Raw genomic sequence first — 19,894 nt, forward strand, 5'->3', positions numbered from 1 at the left:
CACGGTTTCTCCTCGCGATGAAGCCGCGTCCGCGACACCGGACCCGCTGCTTGCCGGTTGACCGGCACCGCGCAACGGTGTGGTATGGCGAAAAAGGAAGGGCATCGAAGCTCTCGATCTCAGGAGGACGCCGATGACCGACAAGAGCAATGACCCCGTTGCCATGTGGCAGAAGATGATTGGCGAGATGGAGAAGGGGTTCAACTCCTTCGCCAATCAGGCCATGTCATCGCCCGAGTTTTCGCAAGCCGTGAACCGAGCCGGCGGCGTTGCTGCAGGTGCTCAGAAGCAGCTCGGCGACCTCATGGAGAAATATCTGGTCTCCATGAATCTGCCGAGCCGGGACCAGGTCACCGGCCTTGCGGAACGGCTGCAGTCCATCGAAGGACAGATCGGTGAGATCAAGTCGATGCTGAGCCAGATGGCGGCAAGTTCCGGCATTTCTCAGGGCTCCGATACTGCATTGCGCCCGCCGCGCACCAAGCGGCCGCCATCAGAAGGCGGAGAGCAGACATGAATGCACCCGCCGGATTAGACTTCGCAGGGATCCCGGAGCGCATCCAGTCCGAGGTGCAACGCGCCATCCAGCGCAGCATCAAGGGCGTCGAATATTTCTCGACGTCCGGTCCCACGCTCGGCTCGACGCCGAAGGACGTGCTGCATTCGCGCGGGACGATGAGCCTCTACCATTATCGGCCGATGTCCGACGAGATCTATCGAATTCCGATCTTGATCGTGATGGCGACCACCAATCGCGGTTACATTCTCGACCTCGTGCCCGGCCAGAGTTTCATCGAGTTCCTGTTGAAGCGCGGCTACGACGTTTACATGCTCGACTGGAGCGCGCCACGGCCGGAGGAGAAGAGCCTCCGCATGGAGGACTATGTCCTCGACTTCATCCCGGACTGCATCCGCCGCGTGCAACAGGATTCCGGCGAACAGGACGTCTCCGTCATCGGCTATTGCTTCGGCGGCGTGCTGTCGCTGCTCTACGGCTCGATCCACAGAGACGGGCCGATGAAGAATTTGATCTGCTTCACCACGCCGATCGACTTTCGCGAGATGAAGCTGTTCTCGAACTTCTCCGACCGTCGCTATTTCGATGTCGATCGCCTCGTCGACAGCGTCGGCAACGTGCCGCCCGAGATGATCCTGTCGTCGTTCGAGATGCTGCGCCCAGCCTCGCGTACCGTCAGCCAGATCCAGCTCTGGGAAAACATCTGGAACGACGAGTTCGTCAAATCCTACCGGATGTTCGACCGCTGGGCGACCGACACGCTGCCGCTGGCCGGCGAGTATTTCCGCACCATCACCAAGGACCTGATGTGGGACAACAAGCTGTTCAACGACACCATGTCGGTCGGCGGCCGTGCGGCGAAGCTCGAGGACATCAAGGTGCCGTTCCTGCATGCGGTCGCCGAGCATGACCACATCGTGCCGTATGAGGCAGCAAAGCACCTGATCGCCAAGATCGGGTCCGAGGACAAGGAGGAGGTGATGCTGAAGGGCGGTCACGTCTCGCTCGTCGCCGGCGCCAATGCGGTGAAGCGGCTATGGCCGAAACTGGATTCCTGGCTGGGGAAGAGATCGACATGAGTGAGCAGCGTTCCTATCCGCGTCACGTGAAGACGGACGCCGGCGATATCGAGATCCGCCTGATGTCGCCGGCGGACGAAGCCGCGGTGCTCGCCTTCGGCAAGGGCCTGCCGACCCACGACCTGTTGTTCCTGCCGCGCAACATCAGTGAGCCGAAGGTGCTCTCCGCCTGGGTCAAGGAGATTGAGCGGGGCGCGATCACGAGCCTGCTCGCGGTCAGGGGCGGCGCGGTCGTCGGTTGCGGCACGCTGGTGCGCGACCCGCACTCCTGGTCGCCCCATGTCGGCGAGATCCGGATGGTGGTTTCGCTCGACGTGCGCGGAAAGGGAGTGGGCCGAACGCTGTCGCAGGAGACCTTCGCACTCGCGCTCGGCGCCGGCCTCGAAAAGCTCTCGGTCCAGATGACGGTCGATCAGCAGGCGGCGATCACGCTGTTTGAGAGCCTCGGCTTCAAGGCCGAGGCACTGTTGCGCGATCATGTCCGCGACGTCGACGGCAAGACCCACGATATCGTCGTGCTCGGGCACAACATCGCGCAGGTCCAGGCCCAGATGGAGGCCTATGGGCTGCCTGGCGCCGTCCAGCACTGAGAACCTCTGAGCGGGTCCCCGGGAACCCGGATGGTCAGGGAGGCGCCAGATTGCCTCTCATTAAGGCCGTTCACAGTTTCGTGATATCGCAGTGCAATATGGATATTGCATCGCACAATTAACTATGCCATATAAGCCGTGCCCCGGGCCACAACCGGACGGGGTGAGCCCATAGCTCAACCAATGAGGATGGAGAGACCCCAATGACCACCGAAACCAACACCGCTTTCGAAGGCTTCAAGGACGCGTTCAAGAACATCCAGAACCTGGAAGTTCCCGAGGCCGCCCGCGAGTTCGTCAAGAAGTCCGCCAATACCGCCAAGGACCGTGCTGCCGAGGTGTTCGCGGGCTCCGAGCGCGTGACTGCCGCCGTCGAAAACGCGGTGACCGAGTCCGTCACCGAAGCCGGCAAGATCAGCCGCAACATCCAGCAGGCGATCTACGAGGACGCCGACGCGTTCTTCGCGGGCATCGACAAGCTCGCGTCCGCCAAGTCGTTCAGCGAAGCTGTCGAGATCCAGTCCGGCCTGCTCCGCGCCCGCGGCGAAGCGTTCGTCTCGCGCGCCAAGGCGACCACCGACTATTTCGGCAAGCTCGCCGCCAACGGTGCGAAGTCCGCTCAGGACAATTTCGCCAAGGTCTACAACAAGACCGCCTGATCTGCCTGAGACGAAAAACTGAATTTGAGGCCCGCTTCGGCGGGCCTTGTTTTTTGCGCCGCGTCATCATCGGTCGTCATTCCGGGGCGCCCAAAGAGCGAACCCGGAATCTCGAGATTCCGGGTCCGGTCCTGCGGACCGTCCCGGAATGACGTAACCTTGGTGAATCATGACTCCACCCGCCACCTTCTCCTTCGATTCCCCCGGCGACGCAGAACGCGCGGCCGAATTGCGCCGCGTGAAAGCGCTGGCGACGCTGGTGCTGGGCTCGACGCTTGTCCTGTTCGTCGTCGCGAAATGGCTGCTGCCCGTGCATCCCGTGTTCGGATTCATCGCAGCCTTCGCCGAAGCCGCGACCATCGGCGGGCTCGCCGACTGGTATGCGGTGGTCGCGTTGTTCAAGCGTCCACTCGGCCTACCGATCCCGCACACGGCGATCATCCAGAGCAACCAGGCCCGTATCGCCGACAAGCTCGGCGAATTCATCCAGGTGCATTTCCTCGAGGCTGCTCCCGTTGAGGCCAAGCTGAACGAGATCGATTTCGGCTCCTTCGTCGCCGACTGGCTGCGCGATCGCAAGCGTAGCGATGACCTCGCGCGCTTTGCGCTGCGCCTGCTGCCGGAGGCGGTTTCTGCGACGGAAAGCTCGGGCCTGATGACCTTCATCCTTCGCCGCATGTCATCGCAGCTCCAGGCGATCGACCTCGCGCCGCTCGCGGCCGGCACGTTGCGCGGCTTCGTTGCCGAGGGACGCCACCAAATCCTGTTCGACGATCTCCTGCGCGTGATGCACGAGACGCTGAACCAGACCGAGACGATGGCGATGATCCGCGAGAAGGTGCGCGCGGAATTGCCGACCCTGCTCAGGCTCTACCGGGCCGACAAATTTCTGGTGAACAAGATCGTGGCCTCCGCCACCGCGTTCTTCAATGAAGTGCGCAGCGATCCCAAACATCCGTTCCGCGGCGAGTTCGACCGCATGGTGCTGAGCTTCGTCGATCGGCTTGGCACCGACCAGGCCTATATCGACCGCATCGACGGTTTGAAGCGCGATCTGCTCGCGCGTCCCGAGCTCGCCGATCTCGCCCGCACCATCTGGGCCAACACGCGGTCCTTCATCGAGCGTAGTGCAAGCGGCGAGACGCAGGTGCTGCAGCATCATCTCGCCGGCATGTGTGTCGCGGCGGGCGAAGCGCTCGCCGGCGATGCCGAGCTTCGCGGCGAGATCAACAAGGGTCTGGTCGCGGTGCTGCGCAGTTTCGTCGCGGACCAGAAGAGCGGCGTTTCGACCTTCATCTCCGACCAGGTGAAATCGTGGGACATGGCGCAGCTGATTTCGCTGATCGAAATCAACATTGGCCGCGACCTGCAATACATCCGCTTCAACGGCTCGCTGATCGGCGGGCTCGCGGGCCTTGGGCTTTACTCCGTAGAATTCCTGCTTCGATTGTTGTGACTTTTGCGTCACGGACGCCAGCATTAACGCGCCGGCCTATTGTGGCCCCGGGTTTCACCCGCTTGAATGTCGGGAACCCGCTGCCTAGCTGATTCATGGTGCGCTGCGGAACGTTCGAACAGCTGGCGTGTTGGAATTCATACCCATTTGCCGGCCTCGCAGCCGGTGATCTTTTCAGCATTTCTTCCGAGGGACCATTGATGACCGCTACCGCCCAGACGCTGAGCCCGCCGTCTCGTACCCTGATGTTCCTGGAAGGGCGAGCGATCCACGAGTTCGGCGCATTCCTCGGCGCGCTGCCGCTGCTCAGCCTCGCGCCGCGCGGCGATGGGCACCCGGTGCTGGTGCTGCCGGGCCTTGTGGCCTCCGACGGGTCGACGCGCGCGTTGCGCACGTTTCTGTCGGGCAAAGGCTATGCGGTGAGCGGCTGGCGCCAGGGCCGCAATTACGGCCTGCGCGAGGGCGTGCAGCACGCGATGGTGGATCTGGTTCAGGAGCTGAGCGACAGGCATGGCCGCAAGATCAGCCTGGTCGGCTGGAGCCTCGGCGGTCTCTATGCGCGCCAGCTCGCCAAGATGATGCCCGACCGCGTACGCCAGGTGATCACGCTCGGCAGCCCCTTTGCCGGCGATCCGCATTCGACCAATGCCTGGCGCGTCTATGAATGGGCGAGCGGACGGAAGTCCGACGAGGTCGATCCGCAGTTCGGCGGCGATCTCGCCGTTCCGCCGCCGGTGCCGACCACGGCGATCTTCAGCCGCACCGACGGCGTCTGCGCCTGGCAGGGCTGCATGGAGAAGACGGGCGCGCAGACCGAGAGCATCGAGATCGAGAGCAGCCATTGCGGCATGGGCCACCATCCCGCCGCTGTCTTCGCGGTGGCTGATCGCCTTGCGCAGAAGGAAGGCAGCTGGCGTCCCTTCGACCGCAGCGGCTGGCGCAGCGTGGTCTATCCCGATCCGCATCGGTAGTTCTTTGCCTCTCCCCGTAAGAACGGGGCGAGGGAGAAGGCCGTCGCACCGGTCCATTGTCGCGCCCGCACCAAACGCGCTATGCCTCGCGCATGGCGCATCCGTTGTCCCGCATCATCGAGCAGCTCAAGCGCGAGCCGTCGCGCACCGGCTCTATCGTCATCACCGTGTTCGGCGATGCCATCGTGCCGCGTGGCGGCTCGGTATGGCTCGGCACGCTGCTGGAATTCTTCGAGAGCTTGGACATCGACAGCGGCGTGGTGCGTACCGCGATGTCGCGGCTTGCCGCCGATGGCTGGCTGACGCGCGAAAAGGTCGGCCGCAATAGCTTCTACCGCTTGGCTGACAAGGGCCGCCAGATCTTCGGGGCTGCGACACGCCATATCTACGATCCGCCGCCATCCGACTGGACCGGGCGCTTCGAGCTGCTTCTGATCGGCAATGGCGAGGATCGCGACGCTTCGCGCGAGGCGCTCCGCAATGCCGGCTTCGGCAGCCCGCTGCCGGGTGTCTGGGTCGCCCCGTCAGGCGTGGCAGTGCCGGACGAGGCCGCCGGCGCGATCCGCCTTGAAGTCTCGGCCGAGGATGACAGCGGCCGCCGGCTACTTAGTGCGAGCTGGCCGCTGGATCGCACTGCGGACGCCTATCTCAAGTTCATGAAGACGTTCGAGCCGCTGCGCGCCGCAATCGCGCGCGGCAGCGACTTGTCCGAGGCCGACGCCTTCACGGCGCGCGTCCTCCTGATCCACCATTACCGCCGCGTCGTGCTGCGCGATCCGCTGCTGCCCGAAAGCCTGCTTCCGGCGAACTGGCCGGGCAGGGCCGCCCGCGCGCTGTGCGGCGAGATCTATCGCGCGCTGCTTGCCCCATCGGAACAATGGCTTGATGGCCACGGAACCAATGAGAAGGGGCCATTGCCGCCGGCGCGAAAACTGCTGGAACGAAGATTTGAGGCTTGACCGTTATGTTACAGAAATATCTTGCATGAGATAATTCTTGTTATATATTGCCTCTCAATAAAACGGGAGGATGCGCATGTATACCCAGGCGCTGAACACGGCCGAGACCGATGATCGCGGCCTCGAGGATGCGGCCAAGGCTGCGCAGTTCCAGACGCGCATCGATGCCGAGGAGCGCATCGAGCCGAACGACTGGATGCCGGCGGCCTATCGCAAGACGCTGACGCGCCAGATCTCCCAGCACGCTCATTCCGAAATCGTCGGCATGCTGCCCGAAGGCAACTGGATCACGCGCGCGCCAAACTTGCGCCGCAAGGCTGCGCTGCTCGCCAAGGTGCAGGACGAGTGCGGCCATGGGCTTTACCTCTATGCCGCGGCCGAGACCCTCGGCACGTCGCGCGAAGAGCTGGTCGACGCCATGCTCGCGGGCAAAGCCAAATATTCCTCGATCTTCAACTATCCGACGCTGACCTGGGCCGACATCGGCACCATCGGGTGGTTGGTCGACGGCGCCGCGATCATGAACCAGATCCCGCTGTGCCGCTGCTCCTACGGTCCCTATGCCCGCGCGATGATCCGCGTCTGCAAGGAGGAATCGTTCCATCAGCGCCAGGGCTACGAGATCATGCTGACGCTGTGCCGCGGCTCGGACGAACAGAAAGCGATGGCGCAGGATGCCTTGAACAGGTGGTGGTGGCCGGTGCTGATGATGTTCGGCCCGCCGGATGCCACCAGCCAGCACAGCGACACCTCGACGAGATGGAAGATCAAGCGCTTCTCCAATGACGAGCTGCGCCAGAAATTCGTCGATGCCACCGTGCCGCAGGCGCAATATCTCGGCCTTACCATTCCCGATCCCGGCATGATTCAGGACGCCGACGGGCACTGGCGCTACAGCGAGATTGACTGGACAGAATTCAAGGAGGTGCTCGCCGGCAACGGACCGTGCAACCGTGACCGAATGGCCGCGCGCCGCAAGGCGCACGACGAAGGCGCCTGGGTACGCGAGGCGGCAGCTAGCTATGCCGCCAAGCGCGCGCAGCGTCGAACTGCACAAGCGGCAGAGTAGGGGAGATCACGATGGCCACGCCGAACACGCCGCTGTGGGAAGTCTTCATTCGCAGCCGCAACGGGCTCGCGCACAAGCATGTCGGATCGCTGCATGCGAGCGACGCCACCATGGCCCTGCAGGCCGCCCGCGACATCTACACCCGCCGCGGCGAGGGGCTGTCGATATGGGTCGTGCCATCCACCGAGATCACTGCGAGCGATCCCGCCGAGAAGGGCATGATGTTCGAGCCGGCGGAATCGAAGATCTACCGTCATCCGACGTTCTATGAAGTGCCTGAGGAAGTAGGACACATGTAGCTCTTTCTCCTCATGGTGAGGAGCCGCGAAGCGGCGTTGCGAACCATGAAGGCCCGTGACCCGCGGCCCATCCTTCGAGACGGCGCTTCGCGCCTCCTCAGGATGAGGTTGGAACAAGTGGATAGGACAGATGCCCGTCGCGAACATCCAGATCTCTGAAACGCCGCTGGTGCTCTACGCGCTGCGCCGCGCCGACGATGCGCTGATCCTCGGCCACCGGCTGTCGGAATGGTGCGGGCACGCGCCGATGCTGGAAGAGGACATGGCGCTCTCCAACATCGCGCTCGACCTGATCGGCCAGGCCCGCGAGCTCTACACCTACGCAGCCAAAGCCGAAGGCAAGGACAACGACGAAGACAAGCTCGCCTACCTTCGCGATGTCAGGCAGTATCGCAATCTGCTGCTCCTCGAGCAGCCGAACGGCGACTTTGCCCAGACGCTGGTGCGGCAGTTCTTCTATTCCGCCTTCGCCGATCTCTACTGGCGCGCCATGATGACCTCGCGCGATACGACACTCGCGGCCATTGCCGCCAAGTCGGAGAAGGAGAGCGCCTATCATTTGCGGCATTCCTCGGAGTGGATCATCCGGCTCGGCGACGGCACCGACGAGAGCCATGCCCGCGCGCAGGCTGCGATCGATCATCTCTGGGCGTTCACCGGCGAGATGTTTGCCGTCGACGACGGCGAGGGCGCCTTGATCCATGCCGGTATCGCCGTAGACCCAGGGACCTTGTGGGGTCGCTGGCTGACGACACTCTCGGATGTGATCGGCGAAGCAACGCTCAAGCTGCCGCAGAACGACTGGATGCAGCAGGGCGGCCGCGTGGGCCGGCACAGCGAGCATCTCGGCCATCTTCTCTCCCAGCTGCAATCGATACAGCGCACTTTCCCGGGGCAGACATGGTGACGGTGCTGGAGCCCCATAACGAACTGCGCCAACGGGCCTGGGACGCCGCGGCGAGCGTGGTCGATCCCGAAATTCCGGTTTTGACCATCGCCGATCTCGGCGTGCTCCGCGATGTCGTTGTCGACGGCGATCACGTCGAGATCGCTATCACCCCGACCTATTCGGGCTGCCCGGCCATGAATATGATTGCGCTCGAAATCGAGGTCGCGCTGGAGCGCGCCGGTTTCCATCGTCCAAAGGTCCGCACCGTGCTGTCCCCGGCCTGGACCACGGACTGGATGAGCGCAGAGGGCCGCCGCAAGCTTCACGCCTACGGGATCGCGCCGCCGCAGGCTTCGAATTCACGCCGCGCGCTGTTCGGCGAGCAAGCCGTTGTGTGCCCGCAATGCAGCTCGGCGGATACCGAGCTGCTGTCCGAATTCGGCTCCACCTCCTGCAAGGCGCTCTGGCGCTGCAGAGCCTGCCGCGAACCCTTCGATTATTTCAAGTGTCACTGATCATGTCAGCAGCCGCACCACGCTTCCATCGCCTGGCCGTCAACGACCTCCGCCGCGAGGCGTCGGACGCCATATCGCTGACATTCGCCATCCCGGCGGAGCTTGCGACCGACTACGCCTTCACACCCGGCCAATACCTCACACTCCGCACCATGCTGGATGGCGAAGAAGTGCGCCGCTCCTATTCGATCTGCTCCGGGCCCGACGACGGCGAGATACGCATCGCGGTCAAGAAGGTTGATGGTGGCGCGTTTTCGAGCTGGGCAGCGGACGATTTGAAGTGCGGCGACGCGCTGGACGTGATGACGCCCACGGGACGTTTCGGCGTGATCCCCCCGACGGGCGCTAGCCGCATCCATGTCGGCTTTGCCGCAGGCTCCGGCATCACGCCGATCCTTTCGATCGTCAAGGGCACGCTTGCGCGCGAGCCGGACAGCCAATTCTTCCTGTTCTACGGCAATCGCACGACGGACAACATCATGTTCCTCGAGGCGCTCGAAGAGCTCAAGGACCGGTTCATCGACCGGCTCTCGATCTTCCACGTCATCTCCGGCGAGGAACAGGACATTCCGATCCTGCACGGCCGGCTCGACGGCGACAAGGTGAGGGTGCTGCTGCGCTCGCTGGTACCAGCGGAAAGCGTCGACCACGTCTTCATCTGCGGTCCGTCCGGCATGAGCGAGGACATCGAGGCGACCTGCCGAGGGCTCGGCATCGCGGACGAGCGCATCCACGTCGAGCGCTTCGTATCGGAGTTCGGCGGCAAGCCGCGGCCGAAGAAGATCGTTGCGCCGGACGCGCCGCCGAAAGCGATCGCGTCGCTGATCATCGACGGCAAGCGCCGCGACGTGCCGGTCGCCGAGGACGAGGCGATCCTCGATGCCGCACTGCGCGCCGGAATCGATCTGCCCTTCGCCTGCAAGGGCGGCATGTGCTCGACCTGCCGTGCCAAACTGGTGGAGGGCGAGGCGCCGATGGACATCAACTACTCGCTGGAACCCTGGGAGCTGAAGGCTGGCTTTGTCCTGACCTGTCAGGCCAAGCCATCGTCGGAGCGGGTCGTGGTCGATTACGACCACGTTTGACAGTTTTAGCCAGGCAGCAGAACATCGTGTCCAAACAATCGGACGGGAGAAGCGCGTGAACGTCAAAGCCGCCTTGTCGCCCGAGGATGTTGCCCGCGCCTGCGCCAATGCGATGTGGGCGGAGGACGATGCCTCCAAAGGACTCGGCATGGAGATCGTCGAGATCGGACCAGGTTATGCGACGCTCGCCATGACTGTACGGCCGGACATGGTCAACGGCCAGCGCATCGCCCACGGTGGCTTCATCTTCACGCTGGCCGATTCCGCCTTCGCTTTCGCGTGCAACTCGCACAACGACCGCGTCGTGGCGGCGCAGGGCCAGATCACCTTCATCAAGCCGGGCAAGCTCGGCGATCGCCTCATCGCAAAGGCCCGCGAGGTTACGCGCGGCGGCCGCTCCGGCATCTATGACGTGCGCGTCACCGCCGGCGATACAGTCATCGCCGAATTTCGCGGGCATTCGCGGGTCATTCCCGGCAATTGGCTGCCGGCGCAGGATCAATAAAGAAAAGCAATGATACGGGGAAACGAGGATGGCTCTGACGAGGCTCAAGGAAGGTGGCAACGCCTATAAGGCCGAGCTGGATGCGCAAGAGCGCGCATCGCGCGACGAGATCATGGCGCTGCAGACGGAGCGGCTGGCCTGGTCGCTGAAGCACGCCTACGACAACGTCGCGCATTATCGCAAGGCCTTCGACGCGGCCGGCGTGCATCCGTCGGACTTTCGAGAGCTCTCGGACCTTGCGAAATTTCCGTTCACGGTGAAGACGGATCTGCGCGACAATTATCCCTTCAACATGTTTGCCGTGCCCCGTGAGAAGCTGGTGCGCGTGCATGCGTCCTCCGGCACGACGGGCAAACCGATCGTGGTGGGTTACACGCAACGCGATATCGACACATGGTCGGACGTGATGGCGCGCTCGATCCGCGCCGCCGGTGGCCGCACCGGCATGATCATCCACAATGCCTATGGCTACGGCCTCTTCACCGGCGGGTTAGGGGTGCACTATGGCGCCGAAAAGCTCGGCTGCACCGTGGTGCCGATCTCCGGCGGGATGACAGAACGACAGGTGCAGCTCATCAACGACTTCCGGCCCGACATCATCACGGTTACGCCGAGCTACATGCTTGCGATCCTCGACGAGTTCAAGCGCCAAAAGCTCGATCCGCGCCAGTGCTCGCTCAAGGTCGGCATCTTCGGCGCGGAGCCCTGGACCAATGCCATGCGCGGCGAGATCGAAGACGCCTTCGACATGGACGCGACCGACATCTACGGTCTTTCCGAGGTGATCGGGCCCGGCGTTGCGCAGGAATGTATCGAGACCAAGGACGGACTGCACATCTGGGAGGATCATTTCTATCCCGAAGTGATCGACCCCGACACCGGTGCGGTGCTGCCCGACGGGGAGAAGGGCGAACTGGTCTTTACTTCGCTCACCAAGGAAGCTTTTCCAGTGATCCGCTATCGCACCCGCGACCTGACGCGGCTGTTGCCGGGCACGGCGCGACCGGGCATGCGGCGGATGGAGAAGGTCACGGGACGTTCCGACGACATGATCATCCTGCGCGGGGTCAATCTGTTCCCGACCCAGATCGAGGAGGTTCTCCTCGCCACCGACTGGTGCGGCGGACATTTCATTCTGGAGCTGACCCGGGAAGGCCGCATGGACGAGCTGACCATCATTGCCGAGGCGCGGCCGGAGAGTTGGGACGGCCGGGGTCTCCTCGACCATGCGAGTCGGATCTCGACGCACATCAAGAACACCATCGGCATCAGCTCCAGGGTGAGCGTGGTTGCGCCGGCCACGCTGGAGCGCTCGCTCGGCAAGGCCAAGCGCCTCTACGACAAGCGGCCGAAGGATTAGGTCTTACCCCTCATGGTGAGGAGGCGCGTAGCGCCGTCTCGAACCATGCAGGCCAGGATGCTGCAATGCGGGCCTTCATCCTTCGAGACGCCGCTGGCGCGGCTCCTCAGGATGAGGGGAGGCAGGTTGACTTGGGTCTCTTCAAGGGCGACAAGGCCCGCGAGAAATCGCGGGTCTTTCCATGTCAACAGCCGTTCCCAAAGCCGTCGACGCGCGCTGCGTGCGCCTCAATGCCAAGGCCGAAAGCGCGGCTATGATCGCGCCGGCGGTCGAGCGTCAGACGCTTGCTCGCGGTCCGAATGATCTGCTGATCGAGATCAAGGCCGCTGCCGTCAATCCCTCCGACGTCAAGGCCGCGACCGGGCTGATGCCCTATGCCGTGTTTCCGCGCACGCCCGGCCGCGATTACGCCGGGGTAGTGATGGACGGGCCGGCCGGTACGATCGGCCGCGAGGTGTTCGGCTCCTCCGGTGATCTCGGCATTCGTCGCGACGGCACTCACGCCAGCCATCTCGTCGTTGAATCCGACGCGGTGGTGGAGAAGCCGAAGACCGTGTCCTGGGAGGAGGCCGCCGGCATCGGCGTGCCCTTTGTCACCGCGATGGAGGGTTTTCGCCGCGTCGGCATTCCAAAGCCCGGCGAAACGGTGCTGGTGTTCGGCGTCAACGGCAAGGTCGGGCAAGCTGCGGTGCAGATCGCGACCTGGCAGGGCGCGCGTGTCATCGGCGTGGTGCGCAAGGCGGAACCTTATGAGGGCCACACCAACGCATCCGTCGAGGTGATCGACGCTTCCGCGACCGACGTCGCGCCACGCGTGCGCGAGTTGACCGACGGTAGAGGCGCCGACATCGTCTTCAACACGGTCGGCGATCCCTATTTCCAGGCGGCGCACAAATCGCTCGCGCTTCGCGGCCGCCAGATCCTGATCGCCGCGATCGACCGCATCGTGCAGTTCAACATCCTCGAATTCTACCGCGGGCAACACACCTATGTCGGCATCGACACGCTCGGCCTGTCGTCGATCGCGACGGGCGCTGTGCTGCGTGACCTCGGCCAGGGCTTCGCGAGCGGGCACCTGAAACCGTTCCCCATCAAGGCGAACGCCGTCTATCCGCTCGAACGCGCGAAGGAGGCCTATGTCGCCGTTGCCGGCTCGTCGCGGGATCGCGTGATCCTGAAGCCTTGATGATGGAATCGTCCACCCAGCTCGTCATCCTCGCCGGCCTCGTCATTGGCCTGGTTTACGGCGCCGTCGGCCTGCTCAGCGGCTTCTGCCTGATGAGCAGCATGCGCGGCTGGCTATCGGACGGGGATGGGCGGTTGGTACGAACCTATGCGCTGGCGATCGCGGTCGCGACCGCAGCGAGCCAATTCCTCGCCGGCAACGGCATGGTAGATCTCGGCAAATCGATCTACCTGCAACAGTCCTTTTCGGTGCCGGTGCTGTTTCTCGGCGGACTTCTGTTTGGCTACGGCATGGTGCTGTCGAACGGCTGCGGTTCGCGCGCGCTGGTGCTGCTCGGTCGCGGCAATCTCCGCTCCTTCGTCGTGGTGGTCGTGCTCGCCATGGCCGCGCAGATGACGCTCAAGGGCCTGATCGCGCCGGCGCGCATCGCGCTGGTCCAGGCCTCGCAAACCACGGTCAACGTGAATTCGCTGCCGTCACTGTTGGCCGTGTTCGGTCCGGCTGAAGCGGTTTCGCGCGCGATGGCTGCTGCTGTCGTCGTCGTTGTGCTGATCCTGTTTGCTTTCGCGCACCCAGCGTTCCGGCGTTCGCCCGGCCAGATTGCGGCCGGCGTCATCGTCGGTCTCCTCGTCGCCGGAGGCTGGTTCGTCACCGGCTATCTCGGCGCGGATGATTTCAACCCCGTGCCGGTGACATCGCTCACCTTCGTCGCGCCGATCGCGGACAGCCTGCAATATGCCATGCTCTCGACCGGCCTGACGCTGAACTTCGGCATCGCGACAGTTGCCGGCGTCTTCGCCGGCAGTCTGGTCACCGCGCTTGCGACGGGCCGTTTCCATCTCGAAGGCTATTCCTCGCCACGCCACATGCTGCGATCGGCGGGTGGCGCCGCGCTGATGGGCATCGGCGGCGTGATGGCGTTCGGTTGTTCGATCGGACAAGGGCTCACCGGCGTGTCGACGCTCGCGCTGGGGTCGTTCGTCGCCGTCGCCGGCATCCTGCTCGGCACGACGGCTGGCCTGCGCGGGATGCTGCGCGTTCAGCCTCTCGCGGTGGCCTGACCGCGCAGCAGACGATCGCCGAGCGTTGCGAGGCCGATGCCGGTAACGATCAGCGCGGCCGCAATCACAAGACTCATGTCGATCGGCTCACCCAGCAGGATTGCAGCGCTAGCGATGCCGACGAGTGGCGTCCCGGTGGTGCCGAGTGACGTCGTCAGCACCGAGATGCTCTTGTTGACCATCGACATCGCCCAATAGGCCAGCGCCGTCCCGATCAAGCCGGAATACAGGAACAGCAGCACGAGCCTCCACGACCATTCCGCGTGCGGCAGGCCGTGCGTGACGGCCGCCGATCCCGTCAGCACGATCGTCGCCACGAGCACCTGCCAGATCAAAAGCTGGAGCGGGGACGCGATCCAGCGATGCGCGCGGATGTAGATGATGTTCGCGGCCCATGAAATCGCGGCCAGGATGATCATGCCGGCGCCGAGTACGACGTTGGTGTTGGTCCAGTCGATCGATGCCGGATTCAGGATCACGGCAAGGCCGATCAGCCCGAGCAAGGCGCCGGCCAGCTTTGGCGCGGTCAGCGTGTCCTTCCCGAGCAGCGGCGCGGCGATCGCGACCCAGAGCGGCGTGGTGTAGCCCAGCACGATGGCCTTGCTCGCCGGCAGGAAGCGCACACCAGTCGCAACCAGCACCGAGAACACCGTCATGTGCAGCAGTGCGACGCTGAGGATTACCGGAATGTCGCGCCGCTCCGGGATCACCAGATTGTTGCTCAATCCGAGGATCGCGAACAATCCGGCCAGCGCGATCCAGCTCCGGATTGCCGACGTCCACAGGGGCGGGAGGAACTGGACGAGCTGCTTCGTCACCGACCAGTTCACGCCCCAGGCCAGCACGACGATGAGGAACAGGCCGACGGCCGCGCGGGGGGAAAGGGAGTTCATCTCGGAGGTCCTTGAAGCAGTCCAGTCCAGCGAATAGCATCCCGCTTGGCACCTGAAAAAGTGCCAGATCGGAAAGGATTAAGGTGCCAGTTCCGGAAAGCATGATCTCCGCTCTGATCGACCTGAACCGGTCCGACGACGAGGGGCTGGTGGCTCAACTGACGAGCCAGCTCCGAAGCTTGATCGCGACGGGCCGTCTCGGCAAAGGCCGCACGCTGCCGTCGAGCCGCCGGCTTGCGAGCGATCTCGGCGTCTCGCGCAACACCGTCAGCTATGCGTTCGAGCAGCTCGCCGCCGAGGGATATCTCGAAGCCTCGCGCGGCCGCCGTCCGATGGTCACGGTCGACGGGGGCGAGCGCGTCGCAGAGGCGGGCGCCGTCGCATCTCGCATGCGCCCTGGCAAGCCGCGGCTTTCGCCCTGGGCGTCGAGCCTCACGCAGACCGACTGGCCGATGTCTTATCAGGCGCGACTAAGACCCTTGCGTCCCGGGCACGGCGATTTCAGGGAGTTTCCAAACGAGGTCTGGGCGCGTTGCCTGCGCCGCAGCGCCGTGCGCGCGGCGAAGCGCGAGCTCGGACCGGTCAACCGGACGCGCCTGCGCGAGGCGCTGGCGCATTATCTCGCGGCCAGCAGGGGTGTGCGCGCGACGGCGGATCAGATCCTGATTCTGCCGAGCGCACAGGCGGCGCTGACCTTGATTGCGGCTGCCCTCATCACGCCCGGCGACGACGTCTGGGTCGAGGATCCCGGCTACCCCGGCGCCGCAGCCGCCTTCCGCGCGTCCGGTGCGAACGTGATCGGGATGAGGTTGGACGAGCAGGGCATGCAGCGGATTCCGGGGATAGCGACCCCGACATTGATCTTCATGACGCCGTCGCATCAGCACCCGACCGGTCGCCTGATGTCGCTCTCGCGCCGCACGGAGTTTCTTGGCCTGAGCAGGCCCGGCAAGACCTGGATCGTGGAGGACGATTACGACGGCGAATTCCACTACGACAGCCGGCCGGTGCCGGCCTTGCAGGGACTCGATGCCCATGGCCGCGTGTTCTATGTCGGCACGTTCTCCAAGGTCATGACCTCGGACATCCGGCTCGGCTATGTCGTCGTACCGCGGGCCCTGGTCGGTACTCTCGAGATCGTACAGCGGCACATCGGACTGATCGCCGCGAGCCACATCCAGGAGGCGCTGGCCGAGTTCATTGCCGACGGGCATTTCCTGGCGCATCTGCGCCGGGTGCGCCGGATCTATCATGCCCGCCGTGATCACCTCGTGGAGGGATTGGAGCGCCATTTAGGCGAAGTGCTCGCGGCCGAAGTGCCCCCGGGCGGCATTCAGCTCGTCGCGCGCCTCAAGCGCGGTCGCGCCGATCACGCGGCGGTCAGGCGGTTGGTCGAAGCAGGCGTTGAAACGCGTGCCCTGTCTGGCTTGGCGCTGGGCAGGCCGCTCGACCACGGTCTGTTGCTCGGCTTCGCGGCCTGGCGCGAGAGCGAGATCACCGCGGCGCTGCGGACGATGGCGTCGTGCTTCTAGCGCACTCGCGCTATTCCACGGCCTTGGTCACGATACGGATTTCCGAGGTCAGCGTCCGGTGCACCGGGCACTTGTCGGCGATCTCCATCAATTTCTTGCGCTGCTCGGGATCGAGCGCGCCGTCCATCGCGATGTCGCGCTCGATCTGGTCGAGCATGCCATCGCGCGTCTCGCACTCCGCGCAATCTTTTGCATAGATCTTGGAATGCTTCAGTGAGACGGTAACACGATCGAGCGGCAGCGACTTGCGGTCGGCATAGAGGCGCATGGTCATCGAGGTACAGGCCCCGAGGCCAGCGAGCAGAAGATCATAAGGACCAGGGCCGGCATCCTCGCCGCCGGCGGCGACCGGCTCGTCCGCGACCAGACGGTGCGGTCCAACGGTGACGACCTGGTTGAATTTGCTCTTGCGGGTCTCCTGCACCACGACCCGGCGCGGTGCCTCGGGGAGATCCATCGCCTTCGCAGGTTTCGCCGTGTCGATGTACCGGCTCGCCCAGGCCGCGATCACGTCGGCTGCGTAGAGCGCGTCGGCCGGCTTGGTCAGGAGATGATCGGCATGATCGAGCGAGACGAAGCTCTTGGGATGCCGGGCGGAAACGAAGAGCTTCGTCGCATTATCGATGCCGACGGTATCGTCGAGCGGAGAATGCATGACCAACAGCGCCTTGTGCAGGCCGGTGACGTCCTTCATCAGCTCGTGCTCGGCGATATCGTCGAGGAATTCGCGTTTGATCCGGAACGGGCGTCCCGCAAGCGAGACTTCGACCTCACGTTGCGTGCGAATGTCGTCGAGATGCTCTTTGAACAGGCCGGTGACGTGGGCGGGATCGGATGGTGCCGCAATGGTCACAACCGCCTTGGCTTCCGGGATTTGTCCTGCTGCCGCAAGGATCGCGGCGCCGCCGAGGCTGTGACCGATCAGGATTGACGGCGCCTTGCGGACGCTACGCAGATGATCGGCCGCGCGCACGAGATCGGCCACGTTGGAGGAAAACGTCGAATTGGCGAAATCCCCTGCACTGGAGCCGAGCCCGGTGAAGTCGAAGCGCAGCACCGCGATGCCCTTGGCTGCGAGTGCGACCGAGATGCGTTTGGCGGCCAGCGTGTCCTTGCCGCAGGTGAAGCAATGCGCGAACAGCGCGAAGGCCCCGGGCTCGCCGTCCGGCAATTCGAGCGTGGCCGAAAGCTGATGGCCGCCTTCGCCCGTGAACTGAAAGCGTTCCGTCGACATGGGCTTCCCCCGTTCCTTGCTTGAACCTAATCGTCCGAATAGCGCTGCTCTGCCCAGGGATCGCCGCGATTATGATAGCCGCGGACCTCCCAGAAGCCCGGAGCGTCCTCGGTCAGGAATTCAATTGACTGAACCCATTTGGCGCTTTTCCAGAAATACAGATGCGGCACGACCAGCCGCACCGGGCCGCCATGTTCGTCCGACAATGGCTCACCGGACCAGCTATGGGCGAGCAATGCGTCCTCGGCGGCAAAGTCGTCCAGCGCGAGGTTGGTGGTGTAGCCGTCGTGAGAATGCAACACGACGAAGCGCGCGTCCTGGCGCGGCTGGCAGGCCGCGAGCAGCTCGCGCGTAGCGAGCCCCACCCACTCATTGTCGTAGCGCGACCAGGTGGTGACGCAGTGGATGTCGGAGGTGAACTGCGCCTGGTTCTGGGCGACGAACTCGGCAAAGGTCCAGAACACGGGGTTCTCGACCGCGCCATAGACATCGAGCCGCCAGCGCTCGCGCGAAACCGGCGGCACGACGCCGAGATCGAGCACCGGCCAGTCTTTTGTCAGATGCTGGCCGGGCGGCAGGCGCTGATCTTCCGGTCGCGCGATCTTGCCGGTCAAAAAACGGCCTTCGCGCGCCCATTTCTCCTTGGTGCGCGTCAGCTTGCTGTCGGGCGGCTCGTTGTCTTCGGCCATCGGCTACTCGTGGCGATGCATCGCGGAGGCGTGCTTGGTGTCGCGCATGGTGGAATAGATGATCAGTGACAGGCAGATGACGCCGGCGAGATAGTAGTAGAACCACTCCTCATGCCCGATGCTCTTGAAATAGAGCGCGATCGCGGGCGCCGTGCCGCCGAACATCGAGACGGTGATCGCATAGGGCAGGCCGACGCCGAGGGCGCGGACATTGGTCGGGAACAGCTCGGCCTTCACTACGGCGTTGATCGAGGTGTATCCGGCGACGAACAGCCAGGCCCCGCAGATCAGGATGAACGCGATGAAGGGCGACTTGGTCTCCTTCAGCGTCATCAGCAGCGGCACGGTTGCGAGCGTGCCGGCGACGCCGAAGAAGATCAGCAGCGGTTTGCGGCCGATCTTGTCGGAGATGGCGCCATAGATCGGCTGTAGGATGGTTGCGAAGATCAGCGTGCCGAAGATCACGAAAGTGGTCTGGTCCTCGGTCAGCCCCACCGAAAGCTTGACGAAGGTCTGCATGTAGGTGGTGAAGGTGTAGAACGCCGCAGTGCCGCCGGCGGTCAGGCCGACCACGAGCAAAAGCTCGCGCGGATACTTCAGCAGGTTCGTGATCGAGCCGGTCGGCTTCACCACCTTCTTGGCCTCTTCAAACGCTTCAGTCTCGTGCAGATTGCGCCGCATCACTGCAGCAAAGATCGCGAGCGCAGCACCGATCGCGAACGGGATGCGCCAGCCCCAGGCTCTCAGTTCCTCCGGCGTGAGGAAGATTTTTTGCAGAAGCAGCAGCACGATGATCGCGGTGAGCTGGCCGCCGATCAGGGTGACGTATTGAAAGCTCGAATAGAAGCCGCGGTGCTTGGGGTCGGCGACCTCGCTGAGATAGGTGGCGCTGGCGCCGTATTCGCCGCCGAGACTCAAGCCTTCGATGACGCGGGCGAGCGCCAGGATCACCGGCGCGGCGAAGCCGATCGTGGCGTAGGTCGGCGTCAACGCGATGATCAGGGAGCCGAAGCACATGAAGACGACCGACAGCGTCAGCGAGATGCGCCGCCCGTAATGATCGGCGATATAGCCGAACAGCCAGCCGCCCAACGGCCGCATCAGGAATGTCGCCGCGAATACGACGGCGACATTCAATTGTTGGACGACAGGATCGTTGCCGGGAAAGAAGGCGGGAGCGAAATAGAGCGCGAACGCGGTATAGGCGTAGAAGTCGTACCACTCGACGAGATTGCCGATCGAGCCGATGAAGATCGCCTTGATCCGGCGCTTGGCGTCGGCGACGTCAATATGGTCGGAAGCCGGTCGGGTTATTTGCTCAGTCACGTCCGGCCTCTCGGTATTGC

21 protein-coding genes are annotated in these 19,894 nt (G+C 64.0%); 17 read left to right on the plus strand and 4 right to left on the minus strand.

Translation table 11 applies throughout. The features are described from left to right. Positions 1-133 precede the first annotated feature (133 nt). From ABIB91_RS18335 to ABIB91_RS18410, 16 genes are all read left to right on the plus strand, one after another. Positions 134-517, plus strand: coding sequence for a hypothetical protein (locus ABIB91_RS18335; RefSeq protein WP_354163004.1), 384 nt, complete (start codon positions 134-136; stop codon positions 515-517). Continuing rightward, positions 514-1,596, plus strand: coding sequence for a PHA/PHB synthase family protein (locus tag ABIB91_RS18340; protein ID WP_007593822.1), 1,083 nt, complete (start codon positions 514-516; stop codon positions 1,594-1,596). Before ABIB91_RS18335 ends, ABIB91_RS18340 begins: the two co-directional genes overlap by 4 nt. Then, positions 1,593-2,186 (plus strand): GNAT family N-acetyltransferase, encoded by a 594-nt coding sequence (locus tag ABIB91_RS18345; RefSeq protein WP_354163000.1) that lies wholly within the window; start codon positions 1,593-1,595, stop codon positions 2,184-2,186. The genes ABIB91_RS18340 and ABIB91_RS18345 overlap by 4 nt, the downstream gene beginning before the upstream one ends. Positions 2,187-2,389: 203 nt before the next feature. After that, positions 2,390-2,845 (plus strand): phasin, encoded by a 456-nt coding sequence (locus ABIB91_RS18350; protein ID WP_354162997.1) that lies wholly within the window; start codon positions 2,390-2,392, stop codon positions 2,843-2,845. A gap of 169 nt (positions 2,846-3,014) precedes the next feature. Then, entirely contained in the window at positions 3,015-4,301 is a 1,287-nt protein-coding gene (locus ABIB91_RS18355; RefSeq protein ID WP_354162994.1) for a DUF445 domain-containing protein, read from the plus strand. Positions 4,302-4,501: 200 nt separating this feature from the next. Then, complete coding sequence (locus tag ABIB91_RS18360; protein ID WP_354162991.1) at positions 4,502-5,272, plus strand: esterase/lipase family protein; 771 nt, start codon at positions 4,502-4,504, stop codon at positions 5,270-5,272. Positions 5,273-5,364: 92 nt separating this feature from the next. Beyond that, the gene (paaX, locus tag ABIB91_RS18365) at positions 5,365-6,231 is read left to right on the plus strand and encodes a phenylacetic acid degradation operon negative regulatory protein PaaX (RefSeq protein WP_354162988.1); all 867 of its coding nucleotides are present in this window, start codon (positions 5,365-5,367) and stop codon (positions 6,229-6,231) included. A 76-nt stretch (positions 6,232-6,307) separates the two neighbouring features. After that, positions 6,308-7,300 (plus strand): 1,2-phenylacetyl-CoA epoxidase subunit PaaA, encoded by a 993-nt coding sequence (paaA, locus tag ABIB91_RS18370; protein WP_354162985.1) that lies wholly within the window; start codon positions 6,308-6,310, stop codon positions 7,298-7,300. A gap of 11 nt (positions 7,301-7,311) precedes the next feature. Further along, the gene (gene paaB / locus ABIB91_RS18375) at positions 7,312-7,599 is read left to right on the plus strand and encodes a 1,2-phenylacetyl-CoA epoxidase subunit PaaB (protein ID WP_007593808.1); all 288 of its coding nucleotides are present in this window, start codon (positions 7,312-7,314) and stop codon (positions 7,597-7,599) included. Between the two features lie 130 nt (positions 7,600-7,729). Then, positions 7,730-8,506 (plus strand): 1,2-phenylacetyl-CoA epoxidase subunit PaaC, encoded by a 777-nt coding sequence (gene paaC / locus ABIB91_RS18380; protein ID WP_354162981.1) that lies wholly within the window; start codon positions 7,730-7,732, stop codon positions 8,504-8,506. Next, on the plus strand, positions 8,500-9,003 hold the full coding sequence (gene paaD, locus ABIB91_RS18385; RefSeq protein WP_219682680.1) for a 1,2-phenylacetyl-CoA epoxidase subunit PaaD: 504 nt from the start codon (positions 8,500-8,502) through the stop codon (positions 9,001-9,003). The genes paaC and paaD overlap by 7 nt, the downstream gene beginning before the upstream one ends. A 2-nt stretch (positions 9,004-9,005) precedes the next feature. Beyond that, positions 9,006-10,088, plus strand: coding sequence for a 1,2-phenylacetyl-CoA epoxidase subunit PaaE (gene paaE, locus ABIB91_RS18390; protein ID WP_354162978.1), 1,083 nt, complete (start codon positions 9,006-9,008; stop codon positions 10,086-10,088). A gap of 55 nt (positions 10,089-10,143) precedes the next feature. Then, positions 10,144-10,593, plus strand: a complete 450-nt coding sequence (paaI, locus tag ABIB91_RS18395) for a hydroxyphenylacetyl-CoA thioesterase PaaI (RefSeq protein ID WP_354162975.1) — start codon at positions 10,144-10,146, stop codon at positions 10,591-10,593. Positions 10,594-10,621: 28 nt separating this feature from the next. Continuing rightward, complete coding sequence (paaK, locus tag ABIB91_RS18400) at positions 10,622-11,953, plus strand: phenylacetate--CoA ligase PaaK (RefSeq protein WP_354162972.1); 1,332 nt, start codon at positions 10,622-10,624, stop codon at positions 11,951-11,953. Between the two features lie 181 nt (positions 11,954-12,134). Continuing rightward, positions 12,135-13,139 (plus strand): quinone oxidoreductase family protein, encoded by a 1,005-nt coding sequence (locus tag ABIB91_RS18405; RefSeq protein WP_354162969.1) that lies wholly within the window; start codon positions 12,135-12,137, stop codon positions 13,137-13,139. 2 nt (positions 13,140-13,141) lie between these two features. Then, the gene (locus tag ABIB91_RS18410; RefSeq protein ID WP_354162966.1) at positions 13,142-14,200 is read left to right on the plus strand and encodes a YeeE/YedE family protein; all 1,059 of its coding nucleotides are present in this window, start codon (positions 13,142-13,144) and stop codon (positions 14,198-14,200) included. Here the strand turns inward: ABIB91_RS18410 and ABIB91_RS18415 are convergent. Beyond that, positions 14,179-15,093 (minus strand): DMT family transporter, encoded by a 915-nt coding sequence (locus tag ABIB91_RS18415; protein WP_354162963.1) that lies wholly within the window; start codon positions 15,091-15,093, stop codon positions 14,179-14,181. The genes ABIB91_RS18410 and ABIB91_RS18415 overlap by 22 nt on opposite strands. A gap of 101 nt (positions 15,094-15,194) precedes the next feature. Between ABIB91_RS18415 and pdxR the strand changes: the two genes are divergently transcribed. Next, positions 15,195-16,625 carry a MocR-like pyridoxine biosynthesis transcription factor PdxR gene (gene pdxR / locus ABIB91_RS18420; RefSeq protein ID WP_354162960.1) on the plus strand — a complete coding sequence of 477 codons (1,431 nt, stop codon included), beginning with the start codon at positions 15,195-15,197 and terminating at the stop codon, positions 16,623-16,625. A gap of 10 nt (positions 16,626-16,635) precedes the next feature. Here the strand turns inward: pdxR and ABIB91_RS18425 are convergent, their stop codons facing one another. Genes ABIB91_RS18425 through ABIB91_RS18435 form a run of 3 tightly spaced genes read right to left on the minus strand, consistent with a single transcriptional unit; the run spans position 16,636 to position 19,874 of the window. After that, positions 16,636-17,859, minus strand: coding sequence for a bifunctional alpha/beta hydrolase/OsmC family protein (locus ABIB91_RS18425; RefSeq protein ID WP_354162957.1), 1,224 nt, complete (start codon positions 17,857-17,859; stop codon positions 16,636-16,638). 26 nt (positions 17,860-17,885) lie between these two features. Continuing rightward, entirely contained in the window at positions 17,886-18,548 is a 663-nt protein-coding gene (locus tag ABIB91_RS18430; RefSeq protein ID WP_354162954.1) for a sulfite oxidase-like oxidoreductase, read from the minus strand. 3 nt (positions 18,549-18,551) lie between these two features. Beyond that, the gene (locus ABIB91_RS18435; protein WP_007593785.1) at positions 18,552-19,874 is read right to left on the minus strand and encodes an MFS transporter; all 1,323 of its coding nucleotides are present in this window, start codon (positions 19,872-19,874) and stop codon (positions 18,552-18,554) included. Positions 19,875-19,894 lie beyond the last annotated feature (20 nt).

Source organism: Bradyrhizobium sp. JR4.3, from assembly GCF_040547695.1.
GTDB lineage: Bacteria > Pseudomonadota > Alphaproteobacteria > Rhizobiales > Xanthobacteraceae > Bradyrhizobium > Bradyrhizobium canariense.